Consider the following 22,402-nt stretch of genomic DNA (forward strand, 5'->3'; position numbering starts at 1 on the left):
TTGATTTTCCGCATTTCGGGCCCGTGAAATCGGTCGAATGCCCCTGCACAAAGGCACCGGCCGTGCTAAAAACGCGCTTTCTAATGTTGCTCACCGCGTCACGTTCATCCCGCCAGATCCCGATCGACAATGAAGCGCCTGGTCATAAATCTCGATCGATCCCCGGACCGGCTTGCCCATATGACGGCGGAGTTTGCGCGCATCGGCCTCGGATTTGAGCGGATTGCCGCAATCGATGCGAGGGATCATCCAGACCTAGTGCCGCAGCGTCAGAATTCACCGCATGCGGTGCGGCGCCTCGCCGGCAGCGAGATCGCTTGCCTGCATAGCCATCGCGCCTGCTGGAGGATCATCGCGCAAGACGACGCCCCCTTTGGCGCTATCTTTGAGGACGACATGGTGTTTTCCGCAAGGGCCGGCGCACTGCTCGCCGATACGGACTGGATTCCGGCCGACACCGATATCGTCAAGCTCGAGACATTCTTCCACACGACCGTGATCCAGCGCGAGAGAATACCCGTGGGCCACGGTTTTTCGGTGTTCAGGCTCCGCAAGAACCATATCGGAACCGGGGGCTATCTGCTCTCCAGGCAAGCGGCACGCGCCCTTCTCGAGGCGACCTGCGACGTCGACGTGGCGGTGGACAATCTCATCTTCGACCCTGCACTCGCGACGTCGGCGGGCAAAACGATCTACCAGCTTGTCCCGGCCCTCTGTGCGCAGGAGCAGTTCGTGGGCAACAGCTTGCCGAGCCTGCTCGACCAGGGACGGGAGGCCGAGTGGGTGGCAAGCGGGCTCGCCAATGGGCACAGGATACCTGCTATCGCACGGATCCGCAGGGAGGCCCGGCGGGCAACGCGGCAGATCGCGGATTTCTGCAGGCTGCGGCGGCGGATTGTCGTTCCGCTCGCTCCAGTCGAGGCAAACGACTAGGGCATTTGCGGGATTGACGGCAGGCCCATACCCACCGCCGTGAAAACACGCTATAGACGCCGCCCAAAAGGCAAGGCCAACCGGTATCCATGGCGAAAATCTCCCTGAAGCTCGACGAACTGATCGACGGCAACGCTTTGCGTCGCGAGATGACTGCGCTGACCGCGGCCAGCGCCGGCGACGGTTCCAGCCAGCCCATCCGTGCCGCCGTTCTTCAGCTTCTCAAGGGGCGTCTCGCCGAGGGCCGCAAGACAGCCGAGGCCATGCTGATGCAGGATGGCGGCGGCAACGCCTGCGCCGAACGGCTGTCGCACCTGATGGACGAGCTGATCCGGGCGCTCTACGATTTTGCCGCGACTCATGTCTACCGGGTGAAGAACCGGTCCTCGGCCGAACGCATGGCGGTCGTTGCCGTCGGCGGCTATGGCCGCGGCACGCTGGCGCCGGGATCCGACATCGACCTTCTTTTCCTGCTGCCCTACAAGCAGACGCCGTGGGGCGAACAGACGGTCGAATACATGCTCTACATGCTGTGGGACCTGGGGCTGAAGGTCGGCCATGCCACCCGCAACATCGAAGAGTGCCTCAGGCTGTCGCGCACCGACATCACCATCCGCACCTCGATCCTGGAAGCGCGGTTCCTGTGGGGCGAACGCAAGCTCTATGACGAGCTGATGCTGCGCTTCGACCATGAGGTGGTGCGCACCACCGGCCCGGAATATGTGCAGGCCAAGCTCGCCGAACGCGACGAGCGCCATGCCAAGGCCGGCGAGAGCCGCTATCTGGTCGAGCCAAATGTCAAGGACGGCAAGGGCGGCCTGCGCGACCTGCAGACGCTGTTCTGGATCGGCAAATATTTTTATCGCGTGCGCACCGGCGAGGAACTGGTCGAGAAGGGCGTCTTCACGCAGGCCGAGTACCGCGAATTCCAGAAGGCCGAGGATTTCCTGTGGGCGGTGCGCTGCCACATGCATTTCCTCACGGGGAAGGCCGAGGAACGGCTGCATTTCGACATCCAGCGCGAGATCGCCGAACGGCTCGGCTATACGACACATCCCGGCCTGTCGGCGGTCGAACGCTTCATGAAGCATTATTTCCTCGTCGCCAAGGATGTCGGCGACCTGACCCGCATCTTCTGCGCCGCGCTGGAGGAGGAGCAGGCCAAGCATGTGCCTGGCTTCAACCGCATCTTCCTCACCTTCCAGCGCCGCAAGCGCAAGCTCGCCGGGACGTCGGACTTCATCGTCGACAACCACCGCATCAACATCGCCGACGACCAGGTGTTCGAGCGCGACCCCGTCAATCTTCTCAGGCTGTTCTGGTTCGCCGACAAGCACGGGCTGGAATTCCACCCCGATGCGCTGAAACTGCTCACCCGTTCGCTCGGCCTGGTCAACAAGTCGCTCAGGCGCGACGAGGAGGCCAACCGGCTGTTCCTCGACATATTGACCTCGGACCGCAATGCCGAGCTCAATTTGCGGCGCATGAACGAGGCGGGGCTGCTCGGCCGGCTGATCCCGGACTTCGGCAAGATCGTCGCCATGATGCAGTTCTCGATGTACCACCACTATACGGTGGACGAGCACCTGATCCGCTGCATAGGCGTGCTGGCCGAAATCGAACGCGGCGACGGCGAGAAGGTGCATCCGCTGTCGCATTCGCTGATGCCGGGTCTGAAGAAGAGCCGCGAGGCGCTCTATGTCGCGGTGCTGCTGCACGACATCGCCAAGGGCCGGCCGGAAGACCATTCCGAGGCCGGCGCCAGGATCGCACGACGGATCTGCCCGCATATGGGGCTTTCGCCGGCCGATACGGAAACCGTCGCCTGGCTGGTCGAGAACCACCTCGTGATGTCGATGACGGCGCAGACCCGCGACCTCAACGACCGCAAGACGATCGAGGATTTCGCCTCGATCGTGCAGTCGGTCGAGCGGCTGAAGATGCTGTTGATCCTGACCGTCTGCGACATCAGGGGCGTCGGGCCGGGTGTCTGGAACGGCTGGAAGGGCCAGTTGCTGCGCACGCTCTACTACGAGACCGAGCTGCTGCTGACCGGCGGCTTTTCGGAAGTCTCGCGTGCCCAACGCACGGCGGCGGCGCGCGAAAGCCTGGCCGAGGCGCTCGCCGACTGGCCCGACAAGGCGCGCAAGCGCTATGTCGGTCTGCATTATGAAAATTACCTCCTGACCGTGGACCTGCCGGACCAGCTTCGCCACGCCGAATTCATCCGCGAGGCGGACGCGGCGGGCAACAAGCTCGCCACCATGGTCAAGACCCACCAGTTCGAGGCGGTGACCGAAATAACCGTGCTGGCGCAGGACCACCCCCGTCTTCTCTCGGTCATTGCCGGGGCATGCGCCGGCGCCGGCGGCAACATCGTCGACGCGCAGATCTTCACCACGTCGGACGGCCGCGCGCTGGACACGATCCTGATATCGAGGGAATTCGACCGCGACGAGGACGAGCGCCGGCGCGCCGAGCGCGTCGGCAGGCTGATCGAGGACGTGCTGTCGGGCAAGAGCTGGCTGCCGGAGATGATCGAGAAACGCACCAAGCCAAGGCGCGGCGCCAAAGTGTTCAAGATCCCGCCGCGCGCCGAAATCCGCAACGCGCTGTCGAACCGGGTTTCGGTCATCGAGGTCGAGGGGCTCGATCGCCCAGGCCTGCTGTCGGAGATAACCGGGACGCTGTCCGATCTCTCGCTCGACATCGCATCGGCGCACATCACCACCTTCGGCGAGAAGGTCATCGACACCTTCTATGTCACCGACCTCACCGGCCAGAAGATCGACAGCCCGGCCCGCATCGCCACAATCCGCAACCGGCTGATGGCGGCGCTCGAAGGCGCGGCGGCCGAACGCGGCGGCAGGGCCAAGGCAGCCGCCGAGTGACGGCCAACATCCCTTTGTCCCAATCCCACAGGCAGTTTGCGAACGCATGAGTCTCGTCAAGAAATTCGCCACCGTCGCGTCCGGCACATTGATGAGCCGTGCGCTCGGTTTCGGCCGCGAGATGCTGATGGCGGCCGCGCTGGGCACCGGGCCGGTCGCCGACGCCTTCAACGCCGCCTTCCAGTTCCCCAACACCTTTCGCCGGCTGTTCGCCGAAGGCGCCTTCAACGCCGCCTTCGTGCCGCTGTTCGCCAAGGAGATCGAGACGCATGGCACCGACGGCGCCAAGCGTTTTTCCGAAGAAGTGTTCGGCGTGCTGTTCTCGGCGCTGCTGGTGCTGACCATCGCCATGGAACTGGCGATGCCGCTGATCGTGCGTTACCTGGTGGCGCCTGGCTTTGCCGACACGCCGGGCAAGTTCGAGACGACCGTGACGCTCGCGACGATCATGTTCCCTTATCTGATCTGCATGTCGCTCGCCGCCATGATGGCGGGCATGCTGAACTCGCTGCGCCGCTATTTCGCGGCGGCGATCGCGCCGGCTTTCCTCAACATCATCCTGATCAGTGTGCTTGGCTACGCCTGGTACCATGGGCTGGATGCGCATGCCGTCGGCTTCGCCCTGTCCTGGGGCGTGCTTGCGGCCGGCGTCGTGCAGCTCGCCATCGTCTGGGTGGCGGTGCGCAATGCCGGCATCGCGATCGGCTTCCGCCGGCCCAAGATGACGCCGAACGTGAAGCGGCTGCTCATCCTGGCGCTGCCGGCGGCAATCACCGGCGGCATCACCCAGATCAACCAACTGATCGGAACGGCCATCGCCTCGGCGCAGGACAGTGCCGTCTCCTCGCTCGCCTATGCCGACCGCGTCTACCAATTGCCGCTCGGCGTCGTCGGCGTCGCGGTGGCGATCGTGCTGTTACCCGAGCTGTCGCGGGCGCTGAAGTCAGGCAATCTGATCGAGGCGGCCAATCTGCAGAACCGCTCGGTCGAGTTCACGCTGTTCATGACCTTGCCCGCGGCGGTAGCGCTGTGGGTGATGTCGGAGCCGATCGTGCGGCTGGTCTATGAGCGTGGCGCCTTCGCCGCCAACCATTCGACCCCTGTCGTGGCGGCGATCCTGGCGATCTTCGGTCTCGGCCTGCCGGCCTTCGTGCTGATCAAGGCCTTCACCCCGGGCTATTTCGCCCGCGAGGACACGCGCACGCCGATGATCTTCGCGGCAATCTCCGTGGCGGTGAACGTCGCCACCGCGCTGACGCTGTTCCCGAGGATGGGCGCGCCTGGCATCGCGGTGGCGTCCGCCGTCGCCGGCTGGGTCAACGCGCTGATGCTGCTTGCCGTGTTGATCCGGCGCGGCCATTGGGGCCGCGACGTGCCGCTCCTGAAGCGTATTCCGCGCCTGGTGCTGTCGGCGGTGGTGATGGGTGTCGCCCTCTATTTCGCCGAGCATTACTTCGCCGCCAGGCTTGGACCGGGCTCGCCACTGGTGATCAAGGCAACGACCGTGCTGGCGCTGGTGGCCGGCGGGGCGACACTCTATTTTGTCACGGCGTTCGCCACCGGCGGCGCCGATTTCGGCATGATCCGGCGCAACGTAGCGCGCAAGGAAGCGAAGGCCGACCCATCCGTGGCGAAATCGGAACTCGATGAATGAAACGCCAGGCCAGCCGGCCTCGCCGCCTCTTGATCCGTCAATTGCGTTGGTCCATAAGCGCGCCGTCGAAAGACTTTCGCCGCGCGCGAAACGGCCCTCCACAAGCCATGAGGAACCCATGACCGCCTTCAAGCCACTCGTCTTCTCCGGTGTCCAGCCGACCGGCAATCTGCATCTCGGCAACTATCTCGGCGCCATCAAGAAATTCGTTGCCCTGCAGGATACGTCCGACTGCATCTACTGCGTCGTCGACCTGCATTCGCTGACAGCCCAGCTCGTCCATGACGACCTCGCCGACCAGACGCGCTCGATCACCGCGGCGTTCCTGGCCTCCGGCATCGACCCGAAGAAGCACATCGTCTTCAACCAGTCGCGGGTGATGCAGCACGCCGAGCTTGCCTGGATCTTCAATTGCGTCGCGCGCATCGGCTGGATGAACAAGATGACGCAGTTCAAGGACAAGGCCGGCAAGGACCGCGAGAATGCCTCGCTGGGCCTGCTCGCCTATCCCTCGCTCATGGCCGCCGACATCCTACTTTACCGCGCGACGCACGTGCCGGTGGGCGAGGACCAGAAGCAGCATCTGGAGCTGACCCGCGACATCGCCCAGAAATTCAACAATGACTTTTCCAACCGCATCGCCACCCTTGGCGTCGGCGTCGAGATGCAGGTCGGTGAGGAGACGGTGAACGGTTTCTTCCCGATCACCGAGCCGGTCATTGGCGGGCCGGCGGCGCGCATCATGAGCCTGCGCGACGGGTCGAAGAAAATGTCGAAGTCGGATCCATCGGACCTGTCGCGCATCAACCTGACCGACGATGCCGACACCATCTCGAAGAAGATCCGCAAGGCCAAGACCGACCCGGAGGCCTTGCCGAGCGAGGCCGACGGGCTGGAAAGCCGTCCCGAGGCGGAGAACCTCGTCGGCATCTATGCAGGCCTCGCCGAAATGTCGAAGGCCGATGTGCTGCAGCAGTTCGGCGGCCAGCAATTCTCCGTGTTCAAGCCGGCGCTCGCCGATCTCGCGGTGGAGAGGCTGGCCCCGATCGCCAGCGAGATGCGCCGGATCCAGGGCGATCGCGCCTATGTCGACGCCGTGCTCCGGGACGGTGGCGAACGTGCCGGCGTGCTTGCCGAAACAACGATGAAGACTGTGCGCGACATTATCGGCCTGCTGCAGGGCTGAGCCCATCGGTGCATCGGACCATATAGGGCAAGGACGTACTGGCCCAAGACCGGCGGCTTGCCGCCGGTCCGCCGCGGTGGCAGATTGCGGCCGAAAAGATACCGAGTAGATAGACATGGTCTCTAAACGTCTCAGCCGCGAAGCCGGTCATCGCAGGAAATTCCTGACGATCATCGATGACACGCCGGAATGCGAACGCGCCGTCGCCTACGCCTCGAAGCGGGCGCAGAGCACCAGCGGCACGCTGGTGCTGCTCTATGTCATCGTACCGGACGATTTCCAGCACTGGCTGGGCGTCGAGAAGATCATGCGCGAGGAGGCAAACGCCACGGCGCGCGCAGCGTTGGACGGCTACGCCAACAAGGTGCGCCAGAAGCTCGGCATCGAACCGGAGATGGTCGTGCGCGAGGGCAAGCCGACTGAAGAGATCCACAGGCTGATCGAGGAAGACCAGGATATTGCCATTCTGGTGCTGGCGGCCGGCGCCGGCAAGGAAGGGCCGGGGCCACTGGTTGGCGCCGTGGCCGGCAAGGGTGCCGCCTTCCCCATTCCGGTCACCGTTGTGCCGCAGAATCTGTCGGATGAGGAAATCGACAGCCTCGCCTGAGGCCCGCCCGGAATTCAGTTCCCCAGCCAGCAAAAACATTCCGCCAGCCAGCCATCTGGGCGATGCGTTTCGCTTGAATGTCCAGCCGATAGAGCCTATTTAGAACTATTCCAAACTAGTTGCCCAAAACGGGCATGGAGACGGCCATGTTCATCCAGACCGAGTCGACGCCCAATCCGGCGACGTTGAAGTTCCTGCCTGGCAAGGAAGTGCTGCTCGAAGGCACCGCCGATTTCCGTGATGCCGACAGTGCGGCGACGGCCTCGCCGCTGGCTGGGCGGCTGTTCGAAATCCCCGGCGTCACCGGCGTCTTCTTCGGCTATGATTTCATCACCGTGTCGAAGGACGGCCCGGACTGGCAGCATCTGAAGCCGGCGATCCTCGGCGCCATCATGGAGCATTTCATGTCCGGCGCGCCTGTCATGGCCAAGGCCGGCCCGGCCGCCGAGACCAGCCAGACGGGCGAGTTCTACGACAAGGCCGACGAGGAGCTCGTCATCACCATCAAGGAACTGCTCGACACGCGCGTGCGCCCGGCGGTGGCCCAGGACGGCGGCGACATCACCTTCCGCGGCTTCGAGAACGGCACCGTGTTCCTGCACATGAAGGGCGCCTGCGCCGGTTGCCCGTCGTCGACGGCGACGCTGAAGCACGGCATCCAGAACCTGCTTCGCCATTTCGTGCCGGAAGTGCAGCAGGTCGAGCAGGTCAGCTGATCGTTCCGCGCCGCTGGCCGCCTGTCGCTCTGCGCAAGCGCTGAAACATCCTATCCGCGAACAACAAAAAACCGGGCCGAATTGCCCGGTTTTCTGTTTGGGACGTCCGTTGTTGCCTAGACGGTCCGCGTACGAAACTTGGTTCGGCCATGCCCCTCACGGGGCACGGGCCTTTACATCACGATGACCTTGGCGCCGACCGAGGCGCGGTCATAGAGATCGATAATGTCCTGGTTCATCAGGCGGATGCAGCCCGACGACATCGCCTTGCCGATGGAATTCCATTCCGGGCTGCCATGCAGCCGGTAGCCCATGTCGCCGCCCTTGTTGAACAGGTACATGGCGCGCGCGCCGAGCGGGTTCTTCAGGCCCGGCTCCATGCCATTGGCGAACTTCGTCAGCTCCGGCTGGCGCCTGATCATTTCGCGCGGCGGCGTCCAGGTCGGCCATTCGCGCTTCAGCGCGATATGGGCGGTGCCGTGCCACTCGAAGCCCTCGCGGCCAACGCCGATACCGTAGCGGATGGCCCGGCCGTCGCCCTCGACGAAGTAGAGGAACTTGTTCTGCGTATCGACGATGATGGTGCCCGGCTTTTCCTTGGTGTCGTAGTTCACTTCCTGCCGGTGATACTGCCTCGGCACCTTCTCGATCGGGATGCGCGGCAGTTGGTAACCGGCATCTGTCACCGCGCCATAGTCGTTGGAGAAGATCTGTCCGCCGATGGTGCTGCAACCGGCAATAGCGGTGGACAGCGCCAAGGCGGCAATTATTGCAAGCGACTTCATGCGCATGTGGTGATCCGGTGCCCCGCCCAAAACGTCAGCGGCACGAGTCGGCCGCTTTCTCGCCATCATTCATGCTGGCATTTGCTTTGCTTGCCAAGCGCACGATGCCTATATGCCAGGACTTACGTGCTGGTAAGCGTATCACTATGACATTTCGGCAACAGCCCTCACCGGATTGTGAAGGAAAATCAAAGAGGCTCGGACCGCAGGTTCGCAAGATCGAGGAATTCGCCATGAATGTCGGAGACGCCGCCACGCGTTCGGGCCTGCCGGCCAAGACCATCCGCTACTATGAGGAGATCGGCCTGATCGCGCCCGCGCGCGCCGCCAACGGCTACCGCGATTATTCCGGCGACGACATCCACCGGCTGGCCTTCCTGCGCCGCGCGCGCAATCTCGGCTTTTCCATAGACGATTGCCGCCAGTTGATGGCGCTCTACAGGGATCGCAGCCGCGCCAGCCACGACGTGCGCGCGATCGCCGCCGCCCATGTCAGCGCCATCGAGGAGAAGGTGCGCGAGCTGCAGTCGATGCGCTCGACGCTGCAGAAGCTGGTCCACGCCTGCCACGGCGACGAGCGGCCGGATTGCCCGATCCTGGATGACATGGCGGGTGCGGTGGATGCTGAAGCCTTGCATCCGTAGGCTTGTATGAATGGAGGGAGACTTCATGGTCTCGATGACTGTGGAACTGCGCAATGTAGAAGGCACTGAAGCCGCGATGGGCTGGGCCGGTGGGCATACGATCGTCGTCGACCGACCCGAGGGCAAGGCTGGCGGCCTGGGCCTTGGCTTCAATGGCGGCCAGTTGCTCGCGTTGGCGATCGGCGGCTGCTTTTGCAACGACCTTCGCTATGTCGCCGAAGCATTGGGAACGAAGCTTGGCAAGATCTCCGTCAGCGTGGTGGTCACCCTCGAAGGCACACCGCTGCTGGCAACATCGGCTGCAATGACGGTGTCATGTGAAACGCTCGATGGTTTCGATCCGCAGGAAGTCATCGATCGCGCCGGCCAGATTTCAGCGGTCACCAACTCGCTGCGCCAAGGTGTGCCGGTCACGATTCAGACGGAGGGTGGGATGGCCGATCGGGAGCCGAAAATCTGTCCCGAGTGTCGGCATGTGTTCCAAGGAAATAGCTGGGACGGCATCGATGCCCATTGGAAATCAAAGCACGAGGGTCTCATGCCCTACGCTAAAGCCTGGCCGCTGATAAAGACGGGCAAATACTCGAAGGCGTGAAGCCATTCCACCGCCCTGTAGCGCCTAGCGGATAATCGCCCCGCATTAAACGGGTTCAAACCGTGAACAAAATCTGGCATGGTGCCTGCCATGCCGATCATTTCCCCGATTCTCCTCAACCCGCTCATCGACGGTCGCCAGTCCGAGCGCGCCATGCTGGTACGGCGTGGCGTGCAGCGGCTGCTGACGCAGATGGGCGCCCATGTGCTGCCGGAACTGTCGCTCGCCACCGGCCGCCGCGCCGATCTCGTGGCACTCACTCGCCAGGGCGACATCTGGATCATCGAGATCAAATCCTCGATCGAGGATTTTCGCGTCGACCGCAAATGGCCGGACTACCGGCTGCATTCCGACCGTTTTTTCTTTGCCACCCATCCCGCCGTGCCGGCCGAGATCTTTCCCGAGGAATGCGGCTTCATCCTCTCCGACGGCTATGGCGCCGAGGTTCTGCGCGACGCGCCCGAACACCGCATGGCGGCGGCAACGCGCAAGGCGCTGATGCTGCGCATCGCAAGGGCGGGTGCTTCGCGGCTGCTGGCGGCGGAGCTTGCGGGCGTGGCGGTGCCGGCGCAGGAGGGGGAGAGCGAGTAGGTTTCGGCATGATCAAAAACTGATCATTTTCCAACGCTTGCGCCGCCCCTCATTGCCCTGCCGGGCATTTCTCCCCGTAAACGGGGAGAAAGAAGCTGGCCGTGACGCTTTCCGCAGCGTTGGCGATTGGCGAAATCCGCGATGAAAGCGCCCTTCGCCCCGTTTACGGGGAGAAGATGCCGGCAGGCAGATGAGGGGCGGCGCGGCGTTGCCGGTGGATGCTCCAGCCCTGAAACCGCTATTACTCCGTCTCTTCCGCGCCACCAGTCGCCGGCGCCATGAGCAGCACGGCGGCACCAAGCAGCGCCGCGACCAGCGAACCCGCCAGAATGCCGACCTTGACCGCGTCCTGCAGCGCCACGTCGCCGGCGAAGGCGAGCAGGCCGATGAACAGGCTCATGGTGAAGCCGATGCCGCACAGCAGCGAAATGCCGATCATGTGCGACCAGCCGGCATGGGCCGGCAGGTCGGCAAGGCCGAAGCGGATGGCGAGGGCGGAGGAGCCAAACACGCCGACCAGCTTGCCGACGACGAGGCCGGTCGCGACACCCAGCGTCAACGGCTCGATCAGGGCGCCAAAACTCAGGCCGGCGAGCGAAACACCGGCATTGGCAAAGCCGAAGATCGGGATGACGATGAACGCCACGAGCTTGTGCAGGCCGTGCTCCAGCCGGTGCAGCGGCGAATGGTCGAGGTCGTGGCCGATCCCTGCGGAGCGTTCGAGCGGAATGGTGAGCGCCAACGCGACGCCAGCCAGCGTGGCATGAACGCCCGACTTCAGCACCAGCACCCACAGGATGGCACCGAGCACGAGATAGGGCACCAGGCTCATCACCCGCATGCGGTTGAGCACGACGAGCACGGCAATGACGGCGAAGGCGGCGCCGAGATAGGCCAGCGACAAGCCGCTGGTGTAAAAGATGGCGATGATGATGACGGCGCCCAGGTCGTCGATAATGGCAAGCGCGGTCAGGAAGACTTTCAGAGAGGCCGGCACGCGGCTGCCGAGCAGCGACAGCACGCCGAGCGCGAAGGCGATGTCGGTGGCGGTCGGGATCGCCCAGCCGGAGAGTGCGGCCGGATTGTTGCTGTTGATGGCGACATAGACCAGCGCCGGCACCACCATGCCGCCGGCGGCGGCGATGCCGGGCAGCACCCGCCTGGGCCAGGTCGAAAGCTGGCCGTCGAGCATTTCGCGCTTGATCTCCAGCCCGACGAGCAGGAAGAACACCGCCATCAGCCCGTCATTGACCCAGTGCGAGACGCTGAGCGGACCGAGATAGGCGTGGAGAACGGCGAAATAGGTCCCGGCAAGCGGCGAATTGGCGACGATCAGCGCAAGGGCCGCCGCCGCCATCAGGATGATACCGCCGGCGGCCTCACTGTCGAGGAATTCGCGGAAGACGGAAACCAGCCGCTGCTTCTGATCCTGCATATCGCCTCCGTCATGCCGCCTGCTTGGCGGATTCATCATCCAAGCGTCGGCGCTGCCCCTCACCTGCCTGCCGGCATCCTCTCCCCCCGTATAGTGACGGGGAGAGGGGCGCTGTTATCGCCGATTTCGCCAACCGCCAACGTCGCAAGATGGCGCCGCGTTGCGGCAGGGCAATGAGGGGCGGCACTGACCTATCTAGTAGGCGGTCTCCGCCGCGCGTTGTAAACTGGTATTGGTCTGATGCCCCGCGTGGTTGGCGCACCTCAGCGCGGCGCGCGCTTGGCCAGTATCCGCTGCAGCGTGCGGCGATGCATGTTGAGCCGGCGCGCGGTCTCGGAGACGTTGCGCTCGCACATTTCATAGACGCGCTGGATGTGTTCCCAGCGCACGCGGTCGGCCGACATCGGGTTTTCCGGCGGGGCCGCGCGCTCGCCCGAGGTGCGGGTGAGCGCGGCGAAGATGTCGTCGGCATCGGCCGGCTTCGACAGATAGTCGACGGCGCCGAGCTTCACCGCGGTCACCGCGGTGGCGATGTTGCCGTAGCCGGTCAGGATGATGGTGCGAGAATCCTGGCGCTTTTCGCGGATGGCGGCGACGACGTCGAGTCCGTTGCCGTCGCCGAGCCGCATGTCGACCACCGCGTAGGCGGGCGGATTGGCGCGCGCCTTGCCCACCGCCTCCTCGACGCTCTCCGCCGTGTCGACCAGGAAACCCCTGGTTTCCATGGCACGGGCCAGACGGGTCAGGAACGGCTTGTCGTCGTCGACGATCAGAAGCGAGGTGTCCTCGCCCTCAACCATTGCGCCACTATTTTCGTCGCCTGTCATCGTCTTGAAAAATTCCTGCTGCCTTATTTTTACGCAGATATAGTTTTGCGGGGCCATTGTCCAATTTACGCAGTGTCAAACATGGTTGCCGAAGCCGATTCCGGGTTCAGGAAGACGCTTCGCGGCCATGATATCTGCACCACGGCCCCTTCCCCCAGACCACTCGAATTGCGGAAATCGAGTGTGGCGCCCGAGCGTTCGAGCAGCGTCTTGGCGATGAACAGGCCGAGCCCCAGGCCGCCGCCGGCCTCGGTTCCCTGGCGCGTCGACATATAGGGCTCGCCGATGCGGTCGATGATCTCGGCGGGGAAACCAGGCCCGTCATCGATGATGGAGAAGGTGACGGTGGCCTCGTCCCAGCTCCAGCGCAGGGTGACGCTCTTGCGGGCGAAATCGACGGCATTCTCGACCAGATTGCCGAGACCGTAGATGACGCCGGGGTTGCGGCGTCCGACCGGCTCGGGTCCGGTCCGGTCGCCGGGGCGAAGCTTGATCGAAATGCCGAAGTCGCGATGCGGTGCGGTAACTTCCTCGACCAGCGAGGTCAGCGGCAGGCGGGATAGATGCGCCTCGCCCTCGGACGACAGGCTTGTCAGGCGCTTCAGGATTTCGCGACAGCGTTCGCTTTGCGAGCGCAGCAGCGTGACGTCCTCGCCATATTTCGGGTCCTTGCCGAGCGCCTTTTCCATCTCCTTGGCGACAAGCGTGATGGTGGCGAGCGGCGTGCCGAGTTCGTGCGCGGCGGCGGCGGCCAGCCCGTCGAGCGCCGAAAGGTGCTGCTCGCGCTGCAGCACCAGTTCGGTGGCGGCGAGCGCATTGGCCAGAAGCCGCGCTTCGGCGGCCACCCGGAAGGCATACATGGCAGTGAAGGCGATGGACGACAGCACCGCCATCCACATGCCGGCGACGTAGATGAAGGGCATCACCAGCGGCGCGCCTTCATGCCAGGGCAATGGCAGGTGGACGAAAACCAGCAAGGTCGCCGCCGCCATGACCAGCCCGCCGAGGATGGCGGTGAGGCGAAGGGGAAGCGACGTCGCCGAAATGACGACGGGCACGGTCATCAGCAGCGAGAACGGATTGGTCAAGCCGCCGGTCATGTAGAGCAGGCCGGCAAGCTGCAGGCTGTCGAAGATCAGGATGCCGAAGGCGGCGAACGGCGTGAGCCGGTGCGCGGCCGGAAACCGGAAGGCGAGGAACAGGTTCATCCAGGCCGAGCAGGCGATCAGCGCGAAGCACAGGCTGACCGGCAGCGGGAACTTCAGGCCATAGGCGACGACGAGCACCGTAACGCTCTGGCCGACAATGGCCAGCCAGCGCAACCGGATCAGCGTGTTGAGGCGCAGCCGCTGGCTCAGCTGGAAATCTGGCGTGTTCAGGATGTTGATCATGGCCATGGATTACAGCCGCGGGATGGGCAGCGCTAGGTCCCACGCGGCTTGGCGCGGGCGGTAGCAGCGGCTAGCAGGGGATTTTCCGGCCAGACATGCTTGGGATAGCGGCCGCGCATGTCGGCGCGCACATCGGCCCAGGAGCCGCGCCAGAAGCCGGGCAGGTCGCGCGTGGTCTGGATCGGCCGATGCGCCGGCGACAACAGTTCGAGTGTCAGCGGCACCGTGCCGTTGGCGATGGAGGGATGGCGGTCGAGGCCGAACAGTTCCTGGACGCGGACCGCCAGAACCGGCCATTCACCGTCATAGCGGATCGGCACGTGACTGCCCGACGGGACGTCGAAATGGGTCGGTGCCAGCGTCTCGACCTTGCGCTGCAGGTCATGCGGCACGAGCGAGGCCAGCCCGGCCGAAATGGAGCCGGGATCGATGGCCGCGAAGGAAGCAGCACCGGCCAGGAATGGCAGCAGCCAGTCGTTCAGATGTTCGATGAGTGCAGCATCCGACATGTCGGGCCAGGGCGCGCCCAAGCCTTTGTGCAGCCAGGACAGCCGCTGGCGCAGCGTCTGGGCCTCCTTGCTCCAGGTCAAAAGGGAAAGCCCGTGCTCGCGCAGCGCCTCGAGGATGGCACGGTCAGCATCGGCGCCGGCCGGCGCCGGCAGCATGCGTTCGGTGAGTGTGATGGCGCCAAGGCGCACCGCTTCACGCACCCGCACGGCGCGGCGCTCGCGGTCGAAACTCGTCTGCCGGCGCGTTTCGATCTTGCCGCCAAGGGCCGTCCGGATGTCGTCCTCGCTGATTGCCGCCGCCGCCGTGATGCGGGCATTCTGCGCCTTGCCCTGCAGGTCGGCGACGACCAGAAAGGGTTCGCCCGCCAGCGGATCGGCGGCATCGAGCATGGCGCCGGAGCCATTGGCCAGCACGAAACGGCCGCGCTCGCCGCGCGCCTTGGCGACGCGGTCCGGCCATGCATGGATGAGCAGGGTTCCGGCTGGACCAGCTCCGCTGTCTTTCACCCCGCCGACCTGCCGCGCCAATCGGTCGGCGAGCTGCCGCGCGGCGGTGGCACGCGGCGATTTTTCCGCGCGAAACCGCATCAGCCGCCGTTCGAGATCGGCGCCGTCGCCGCCAAGGCCACGCTCGGTGAGCAACACCGCAAGCATGGCTGCCTCGCCGGCATGGCCGCTGCTGGCCGCCTCGGCCACCATATGCGCCAGCCGTACCGGCAGAGCGAGCTTGCGCATCGAAGCACCCGCTTCGGTCAGGCGCCCGGCCTCGTCGAGGGCATCGAGCGACCGCAACAGCCCCCTTGCCTCGTTGAGCGCCGGGGCCGGCGGAGGATCGAGGAAAGCGAGCGTCGCGGGATCGGCGACGCCGAAGGCGGCGCAGTCGAGCAGCAGGCTGGACAGGTCCGCCTCGAGGATTTCCGGCGGCGTGAAGGCGGGAAGTGCCGCCGTCTGCTCGGCCCGCCACAGCCGGATGGCGACGCCGGCCTGCGTGCGCCCGGCGCGGCCGGCGCGCTGGTCGGCGGAAGCCTTGCTGACGCGAACTGTCTCCAGCCGTGTCAGGCCGCTGGCCGGCTCATAGCGCGGCAGCCGCGACAGGCCGGAATCGATGGCGACGCGCACACCGTCGATGGTGATCGAGGTCTCGGCAATGGAGGTCGCCAGCACCACCTTGCGGCGACCCATCGGTGCAGGCTTGATCGCCGCGTCCTGCGCCTTGCCGTCGAGCTGGCCGTAGAGCGGGACGATATCGGTGTCCGCGCCGACCTTGCCGGCCAGCCGCTCGGCGGTACGCTCGATCTCGCGCTGGCCGGGCAGGAAGGCGAGCACGATGCCGTTCTCGTCGGAAAGGGCGGAGCGGATCGCCTTGGCCATGGCATCCTCGATCGGCACCCCGGCCGGCCGCTCGTCGTAGCGGACATCGACCGGAAAGGCGCGGCCCTGGCTCTCGATCACCTGCGCGCCCGACAGGAGTTTCGCGACCCGCGCGCCGTCGAGCGTTGCCGACATTACCAGCAGCCGCAAATCCGGCCGCAGCGCGCCTTGCACGTCGAGGGCGAGAGCGAGACCGAAATCGCCGTCGAGCGAGCGCTCGTGGAATTCGTCGAAAATGACCGCCGAAACGCCGGGCAGTTCAGGGTCGTCGAGAATCATGCGCGCCAGAACGCCCTCGGTGACGACCAGGATTTTCGTCCGTGCCGAGGTGCGGTTTTCCATGCGCATGGCATAGCCCACCGTTGCGCCCGGTTCCTCGCCGAGCAGTTCGGCCATGCGGCGCGCGGCGGCGCGGGCGGCCAGCCGGCGCGGTTCGAGCAACACGATCTTGCCCGTGCCCAGCCAAGGCGCATCGAGCAGCGCCAACGGCACCAGCGTCGTCTTGCCGGCACCGGGCGGCGCCACCAGCACGGCGCTGTTGCCGGAGCCGAGCGCTTCGCTCAGTGCGGGCAGCACGGCTGATACGGGGAGCTCCGGCAAGGGTTTTGTCGTCATCGCGCCCGCATATCAGCGGTCACGGCCACCCTGCAACCGGCACCGGCTTAAAGCCGGGCTCGCGAAAACGGATTCCAGCGCACCGTGCCCAGCCGCACTTCCTCGCGCACCATGGTCAGCAGGCCGGATCCGCCGACGATCGCGAGGCCGACAAGCGACAGCCAGTCCGGGTATTCCTGGAAGAACAATGCGCCGAGGATGACCGCCCAGCCGATCTGCGAATAATGCGTCGGCGCGATCCGGTTGGCGGGGGCGTATTTGGCGGCCAACAATTGCAGCAATTGTCCGCAGGCGGTGAAGGCGCCCGCCATCACCAGCCAGACCAGCTGTTTTCCATCCGGGACGGTGAAGGAGGTCGCGGCGGCGCCGATGCCGTTGAACAGCAGCCCATAACCAATCAGCACGCCGAGGATGGTCGTGCGTTTTTCCTGCTGCGCCAGCGAACGCATCAGGATGACATTGGCGGCGGCGAGGAAAGCGATGATGAAAGCGGCAAGGTGGCCGAGGTGCAACTCGCGAAAGCCCGGCCTGACAACCAGCATGACGCCGGCAAAGCCGGCGACCACCGCCAGCCAGCGCCAGGGACCGACCTTCTCCTTGAGGATCACGGTGGACAGAATGGTGACACAGAGCGGCGCCAGAAAGATGAGCGCATAAGTCTCGGCCAGCGGAATGGTGGTGAAAGCATAGACGCTGAGCACGCCCGACGCGATGCCGGCCCAGGCCCGCGCCTGCACCGCCCAGGGCCGTTTGGTGCGCCAGAAATCACGCCAGCGCTCGCTGGCCGGCCGGCTGAAGAACAGGAAGCAGCCGGCGAACAATGTCGAGAAGAAGCCGATCTCGAACACCGTGAATTGGCCGCCCAGGCTCTTGATAACGGCATCGCTGCACGAATAGCTTGCATAGGCGATCAGGGCGAGCAGGATTCCGTTCGGCACGTTTTTCCATTTCCGGGGAGAGAAGCTTGAAAATACTGGCGCTCGGTGCGCATCCGGACGACATCGAGATCTTCATGTTCGGTACGATGGCCGCCTATGCCGCGCAAGGCGCAGAACTCACTTTTGCCGTGGCCACCGATGGTGCCAGGGGCGGCAAGAGCGATCCCGCCATCCTGGCTCGTGTCCGCCGCGCGGAAGCGACGGCCGCGGCCGCGCTGCTCGGGGCAGCACCCCGCTTTCTCGACTTTCCCGATGGCGGGCTGGTGGCGGACGCCGCACTGATCGATGCGCTGAAAACGCTGATCCGCGATATCGAGCCCGATCTCGTGATCACCCACGCACCCAACGACTATCACGCCGACCACCGCGCGCTGTCGGACGGCGTGCGCATCGCGGCGTCGTTCGGCGTACCCGTGCTGCATGCAGACACGATGGGCGGCACCGGATTCTCGCCGACGCACTATGTCGATATTTCCCCCCATGCCGAGATCAAGGCCAGGGCGATCCGCATGCACCAGTCTCAGGACCCGGATCGGTTCGTCGATATCGCGCTGACGCAGACCCTTTTTCGCGCGGGCCAATGCAATGGCGCAGCGGGGGCGCAGGCCGAAGCCTTTCGCTTCGAACCGATGTTTCCCTTCGGCGACATCCGCGCGCTGCTGCCGCCAGCGCCGCCGATCAGGACGGTGATGGTGAGCACCAGGCGGGTCGACTGACCCTCGGGGCCACGTCCACACTCCGCGATCATCCGACCGGCGCCCGACGCTTTTCCCAATTTTTTCAGACACCCGCGCAAACATGCTGCGGCGCAGCAACGAATTCGCTTGCCTTGTTTAGTAAAAATTGCATCACTAAACAAATTACTAAACATCCGCGGCACGGCGATGCCGCCATGTTTGGGCCTCTGAGGAGAGAGGTTGAGGGCTCTTGAGACCGTCATCCGGACGTGTTTCACAAATGGGAGGAAGGCATGAAATCGAGTTTTAAACTGGCCCTGGGACTGACCTCGGCCATCGCAGCGTCGACAGCCGTCTCGAACGCCGCGCACGCTGAAGACCTGACGCTGTGCTGGGCCGCCTGGGACCCGGCCAACGCGCTCGTCGAACTGTCCAAGGACTTCACCAAGGAAACCGGCATCGGCATGAAATTCGAGTTCGTGCCGTGGACCAATTATGCCGACCGCTTCCTCAATGAGCTGAACTCGCACGGCAAGCTGTGCGACCTGATCATCGGCGACAGCCAGTGGATCGGCGGCGCGGCCGAGAACGGCCACTACGTCAAGCTGAACGACTTCTTCGACAAGGAGAAGATCAGCATGGACGACTTCGTGCCGGCGACCGTGGTCGGCTATTCGGAATGGCCGAAGAACACGCCAAACTACTGGGCGCTGCCGGCGATGGGCGATGTCGTCGGCTGGACCTACCGCAAGGACTGGTTCTCCAAGCCGGAGCTGCAGAAGGAGTTCAAGGAAAAGTATGGCTGGGATCTCGGCCCGCCTGCCACCTTCGACCAGTTGAAGCAGATCGCCGAATTCTTCCAGAAGCGGCAGATCGACGGCAAGACGGTCTACGGCGCCTCGATCTACACCGAGCGCGGTTCCGAAGGCATCACCATGGGCGCCATGGACGTGCTCTACAGCTACGGTTTCCAGTACGAAAACCCCAAGAAGCCCTACGAGATGGAAGGCTTCGTCAATTCCGAGAAATCGGTGAAGGGGCTGGAGTTCTACAAGGCGCTGTATGATTGCTGCACGCCGCCCGGCGCCTCGAACAGCTACATGGGTGAAGGCGTCGATGCCTTCAAATCGGGACAGGTGGCGATGCACATGAACTTCGCCTTCACATGGCCGGGCCTGCAGAAGGACGAGAATGTCGGCGGCGACAAGATCGGCTATTTCGTCAACCCGAAGGGTCCTGACGGCGACCAGTTCGCGCAGCTCGGCGGCCAGGGCATTTCGGTGGTGTCCTATTCCGACAAGCAGGAATCGGCGCTGAAATACATCAAGTGGTTCGCCAACAAGGACGTGCAGGCCAAGTGGTGGTCGCTCGGCGGCTATTCCTGCCTGAACGCGGTGGTCAAGGATCCGAAATTCCCGGCCAGCCAGCCCTATGCGCAGACCTTCCTCGACTCGATGGCCATCGTGAAGGACTTCTGGGCCGAGCCGAGCTACGCACCGTTGCTGCAGGCCTCGCAGAAGCGCTTCCATGACTATGTCGTCGCCGGCCAGGGTTCGGCCAAGGATGCTCTCGACGGCCTGGTCAAGGACTGGACTCAGGTCTTCCAGGACGATGGCAAGATGTAACCTCGGCAAGAGGTAAGGCTCCTCCCGAGCCCGACCGACGCGTCCCGTGCCGCCCTTGGCACGGGACGCAGTTCAGATAAATTCCATCATCGAGACTGACCAGTGACCGAAGCAGGACTAACCATGCTCAATCGGACTGCGGAGAACGTTGCCCGGGCGACCCCGGAACCGTTGGCGCGCAAGGTCCGGGGCATCAGCGACAAGGGCCTCGCCTGGCTGTTCATCTCGCCGACGATCCTGTTGCTGCTCGCCATCAACATCTTCCCGCTGTTCTGGGCGATCTACCTGTCTTTCACCAATTTTCGCGCCAACCGCCCGAACGAGGTGGTGAAGAACCTCGGCTTCGCCAACTACCAGCGCATTCTCGGCGACCAGGACATCTGGATCGCCATGCAGACGACGGCGCATTTCGTGTTCTGGACCATCCTGTTGCAGACGCTGATCGGCTTCACGCTGGCCTGGCTGATCGACCGCAAGTTCCGCGGCCACGCCTTCTGGACGACGCTGATCCTGGTGCCGATGATGCTGTCGCCGGCGGTGGTCGGCAATTTCTGGCGCTTCCTCTACGAGCCGCAGATCGGCCTGTTCTCCTATGTCATCTCGTTCGTGTCGGGCATTCCGCCGACAAGCATCCAGATGCTGTCCAACGTCTCGCTGGCGCCGTGGTCGATCATCATCGTCGACACCTGGATGTGGACGCCCTACGTGATGCTGATCTGCCTCGCGGGCCTGCGCTCCATCCCCGAATACATCTATGAAGCGGCCGAGGTCGACCGCGCCTCCAACTGGCGGCAGTTCTGGTCGATCACGCTGCCGATGGCGCTGCCCTTCATCATGCTGGCGGTGTTGTTTCGCGGCATCGAGAACTTCAAGATGTTCGACATGGTCAATCTCTTGACCGGCGGCGGGCCGGGCTCGACCACCGAGGTTGCCTCGATCACGCTGAAGCGTCAGGCCTTCGAAAGCTGGCGCACCGGCTATTCCTCGGCCTTCGCCATCATCCTGTTCGTCGCGGTGTTCGGTCTCGCCAACATCTACGTCAAGGCGCTCAACAAGGTGAAGCAGAGATGAGCCTGACCACAGCCCATTCGGTCGTCGCCCCTTCGGCAGGTTCGAAGCGCATCGCCGGCGCCATCATCATCGCCTACGCGCTGATCTCGATCGTGCCGTTGCTGTGGATCTTCGCCACCAGCTTCAAGACGCCGCCGGACTCGATCGCCTATCCGCCCAAGATCGTCTTCCAGCCGAGCATCGAGGGCTACTGCAACCTGTTCACCACGCGCACCAGACAGACGCCGGAATACATCAATTCGCTCGGACCAGCGACCGGCTTCTGCGACGAGACGGTGCGCAAGCGCAACATGGTGATCGCCGGCCCGTCCAACTTCCTGCCGCGCTTCATCAATTCGCTGATCATCGCCTTCGGCTCGACCTTCTGCGCGGTGTTTCTCGGCACGCTCTCGGCCTATGGCTTCTCGCGCTTCAAGGTGCCGCTCGCCGACGATCTCCTGTTCTTCATCCTGTCGACACGCTTCATGCCGCCGATCGCGGTCGCCATCCCCATCTACCTGATGTACCGGGAGCTCGGCCTGTCCGACACCGCGCTCGGCATGATCCTGCTCTACACGGCGGTCAACGTGTCGCTGGCGGTATGGCTGCTCAAGGGCTTCATCGACGAGATCCCGCGCGAATATGAGGAAGCGGCGATGATCGACGGCTACACCAGGCTGCAGGCCTTCTGGCGCACCGTGCTGCCGCAAGCGACCACCGGCATTGCGGCGACCGCCATCTTCTGCCTGATCTTCGCCTGGAACGAATATGCCTTCGCCGCGCTGCTGACCTCGGGCACGGCACAGACCGCGCCGCCCTTCATCCCGACCATCATCGGCGAAGGCGGCCAGGACTGGCCCGCGGTGGCGGCCGGCACGACGATCTTCCTGGTGCCGATCTTGGTCTTCACCATCCTGCTCCGCAAGCAATTGCTGCGCGGCATCACCTTCGGCGCGGTGCGCAAATGACTGATCGTCAGCAAGTGTGGAACCGGCGCTGCGGCAGCGTCCCTTCTCCCCGTTCACGGGGAGAAGATGCCGGCAGGCAGATGAGGGGCAGCGCCGACATCCGCCTTGAACCGAGGCGTTGGCGCCGCCCCTCATCCGACCCTTCGGGCCACCTTCTCCCCGTGAACGGGGAGAAGGAAAGGAGCTACGCATGACGCGCCCCGCCATCTCAAGGAAATCCTCATGGCCACGCTGGGCAAGGCGCGGGGTGATGGAAAACATCGCGACCGCACTGATCGCCATCGGCTTCCTGATGCTGTTCCAGCCCTTCGCGCTGTCGCTCTACACCTATTCCTTCATCACCATGCTCGCCGGCACGGTGATGTTCATCATCGTCTCGAAATTCCCGGAATAA

Annotated in this window: 20 protein-coding genes; 14 read left to right on the forward strand and 6 right to left on the reverse strand. The window is 64.3% G+C overall.

What is annotated here, in order from left to right; genetic code table 11:
* Window positions 1-129: 129 nt before the first annotated feature.
* From LB564_RS08010 to LB564_RS08035, 6 genes are all read left to right on the forward strand, one after another.
* Complete coding sequence (locus LB564_RS08010; RefSeq protein WP_224536435.1) at window positions 130-933, forward strand: glycosyltransferase family 25 protein; 804 nt, start codon at window positions 130-132, stop codon at window positions 931-933.
* A gap of 89 nt (window positions 934-1,022) precedes the next feature.
* Window positions 1,023-3,824: a [protein-PII] uridylyltransferase gene (locus tag LB564_RS08015; RefSeq protein WP_224536436.1), complete on the forward strand. Its 2,802-nt coding sequence runs from the start codon at window positions 1,023-1,025 to the stop codon at window positions 3,822-3,824.
* A gap of 46 nt (window positions 3,825-3,870) precedes the next feature.
* On the forward strand, window positions 3,871-5,478 hold the full coding sequence (gene murJ / locus LB564_RS08020; protein WP_224536438.1) for a murein biosynthesis integral membrane protein MurJ: 1,608 nt from the start codon (window positions 3,871-3,873) through the stop codon (window positions 5,476-5,478).
* Between the two features lie 118 nt (window positions 5,479-5,596).
* Window positions 5,597-6,664, forward strand: a complete 1,068-nt coding sequence (gene trpS / locus LB564_RS08025; RefSeq protein WP_224536440.1) for a tryptophan--tRNA ligase — start codon at window positions 5,597-5,599, stop codon at window positions 6,662-6,664.
* A 115-nt stretch (window positions 6,665-6,779) separates the two neighbouring features.
* Window positions 6,780-7,271 carry a universal stress protein gene (locus tag LB564_RS08030; RefSeq protein WP_140706552.1) on the forward strand — a complete coding sequence of 164 codons (492 nt, stop codon included), beginning with the start codon at window positions 6,780-6,782 and terminating at the stop codon, window positions 7,269-7,271.
* A 146-nt stretch (window positions 7,272-7,417) separates the two neighbouring features.
* Window positions 7,418-7,987 (forward strand): NifU family protein, encoded by a 570-nt coding sequence (locus tag LB564_RS08035; protein ID WP_027142904.1) that lies wholly within the window; start codon window positions 7,418-7,420, stop codon window positions 7,985-7,987.
* Window positions 7,988-8,160: 173 nt separating this feature from the next.
* On the opposite strand, the gene LB564_RS08040 is transcribed toward LB564_RS08035, so the two are convergent.
* Window positions 8,161-8,778 carry a L,D-transpeptidase gene (locus LB564_RS08040; protein ID WP_140706554.1) on the reverse strand — a complete coding sequence of 206 codons (618 nt, stop codon included), beginning with the start codon at window positions 8,776-8,778 and terminating at the stop codon, window positions 8,161-8,163.
* A 227-nt stretch (window positions 8,779-9,005) separates the two neighbouring features.
* On the opposite strand from LB564_RS08040, the gene cueR reads away from it, so the two are divergent.
* The 3 genes from cueR to LB564_RS08055 all read left to right on the forward strand — a co-directional run bounded on the left by cueR (window position 9,006) and on the right by LB564_RS08055 (window position 10,602).
* On the forward strand, window positions 9,006-9,416 hold the full coding sequence (gene cueR, locus LB564_RS08045; protein ID WP_140706556.1) for a Cu(I)-responsive transcriptional regulator: 411 nt from the start codon (window positions 9,006-9,008) through the stop codon (window positions 9,414-9,416).
* A gap of 25 nt (window positions 9,417-9,441) precedes the next feature.
* On the forward strand, window positions 9,442-10,011 hold the full coding sequence (locus LB564_RS08050) for an OsmC family protein (protein ID WP_411910163.1): 570 nt from the start codon (window positions 9,442-9,444) through the stop codon (window positions 10,009-10,011).
* Window positions 10,012-10,101: 90 nt separating this feature from the next.
* Window positions 10,102-10,602: an MmcB family DNA repair protein gene (locus tag LB564_RS08055; protein WP_224536442.1), complete on the forward strand. Its 501-nt coding sequence runs from the start codon at window positions 10,102-10,104 to the stop codon at window positions 10,600-10,602.
* Window positions 10,603-10,843: 241 nt separating this feature from the next.
* On the opposite strand, the gene nhaA is transcribed toward LB564_RS08055, so the two are convergent.
* The 5 genes from nhaA to LB564_RS08080 all read right to left on the reverse strand — a co-directional run bounded on the left by nhaA (window position 10,844) and on the right by LB564_RS08080 (window position 17,688).
* Entirely contained in the window at window positions 10,844-12,037 is a 1,194-nt protein-coding gene (gene nhaA, locus LB564_RS08060) for a Na+/H+ antiporter NhaA (protein ID WP_224536444.1), read from the reverse strand.
* 263 nt (window positions 12,038-12,300) lie between these two features.
* The gene (locus LB564_RS08065; RefSeq protein ID WP_140706562.1) at window positions 12,301-12,864 is read right to left on the reverse strand and encodes an ActR/PrrA/RegA family redox response regulator transcription factor; all 564 of its coding nucleotides are present in this window, start codon (window positions 12,862-12,864) and stop codon (window positions 12,301-12,303) included.
* 65 nt (window positions 12,865-12,929) lie between these two features.
* The gene (locus LB564_RS08070; RefSeq protein WP_140706564.1) at window positions 12,930-14,261 is read right to left on the reverse strand and encodes an ActS/PrrB/RegB family redox-sensitive histidine kinase; all 1,332 of its coding nucleotides are present in this window, start codon (window positions 14,259-14,261) and stop codon (window positions 12,930-12,932) included.
* Window positions 14,262-14,287: 26 nt separating this feature from the next.
* Window positions 14,288-16,750: an ATP-dependent helicase HrpB gene (gene hrpB, locus LB564_RS08075; RefSeq protein WP_224536446.1), complete on the reverse strand. Its 2,463-nt coding sequence runs from the start codon at window positions 16,748-16,750 to the stop codon at window positions 14,288-14,290.
* Window positions 16,751-16,797: 47 nt separating this feature from the next.
* Window positions 16,798-17,688, reverse strand: coding sequence for a DMT family transporter (locus LB564_RS08080; protein ID WP_224536448.1), 891 nt, complete (start codon window positions 17,686-17,688; stop codon window positions 16,798-16,800).
* A gap of 26 nt (window positions 17,689-17,714) precedes the next feature.
* On the opposite strand from LB564_RS08080, the gene LB564_RS08085 reads away from it, so the two are divergent.
* The 5 genes from LB564_RS08085 to LB564_RS08105 all read left to right on the forward strand — a co-directional run bounded on the left by LB564_RS08085 (window position 17,715) and on the right by LB564_RS08105 (window position 22,402).
* Window positions 17,715-18,404: a PIG-L deacetylase family protein gene (locus LB564_RS08085; protein ID WP_224536450.1), complete on the forward strand. Its 690-nt coding sequence runs from the start codon at window positions 17,715-17,717 to the stop codon at window positions 18,402-18,404.
* A gap of 254 nt (window positions 18,405-18,658) precedes the next feature.
* Window positions 18,659-19,990 carry an ABC transporter substrate-binding protein gene (locus LB564_RS08090; protein WP_224536452.1) on the forward strand — a complete coding sequence of 444 codons (1,332 nt, stop codon included), beginning with the start codon at window positions 18,659-18,661 and terminating at the stop codon, window positions 19,988-19,990.
* A gap of 123 nt (window positions 19,991-20,113) precedes the next feature.
* On the forward strand, window positions 20,114-21,061 hold the full coding sequence (locus LB564_RS08095; RefSeq protein WP_095771946.1) for a carbohydrate ABC transporter permease: 948 nt from the start codon (window positions 20,114-20,116) through the stop codon (window positions 21,059-21,061).
* Window positions 21,058-22,008: a carbohydrate ABC transporter permease gene (locus LB564_RS08100; RefSeq protein ID WP_140709533.1), complete on the forward strand. Its 951-nt coding sequence runs from the start codon at window positions 21,058-21,060 to the stop codon at window positions 22,006-22,008. Before LB564_RS08095 ends, LB564_RS08100 begins: the two co-directional genes overlap by 4 nt.
* 190 nt (window positions 22,009-22,198) lie before the next feature.
* Complete coding sequence (locus LB564_RS08105) at window positions 22,199-22,402, forward strand: hypothetical protein (RefSeq protein WP_140709532.1); 204 nt, start codon at window positions 22,199-22,201, stop codon at window positions 22,400-22,402.

Origin of the sequence: Mesorhizobium sp. ES1-6, from assembly GCF_020164775.1 — a bacterium.
Taxonomy (GTDB): domain Bacteria; phylum Pseudomonadota; class Alphaproteobacteria; order Rhizobiales; family Rhizobiaceae; genus Mesorhizobium.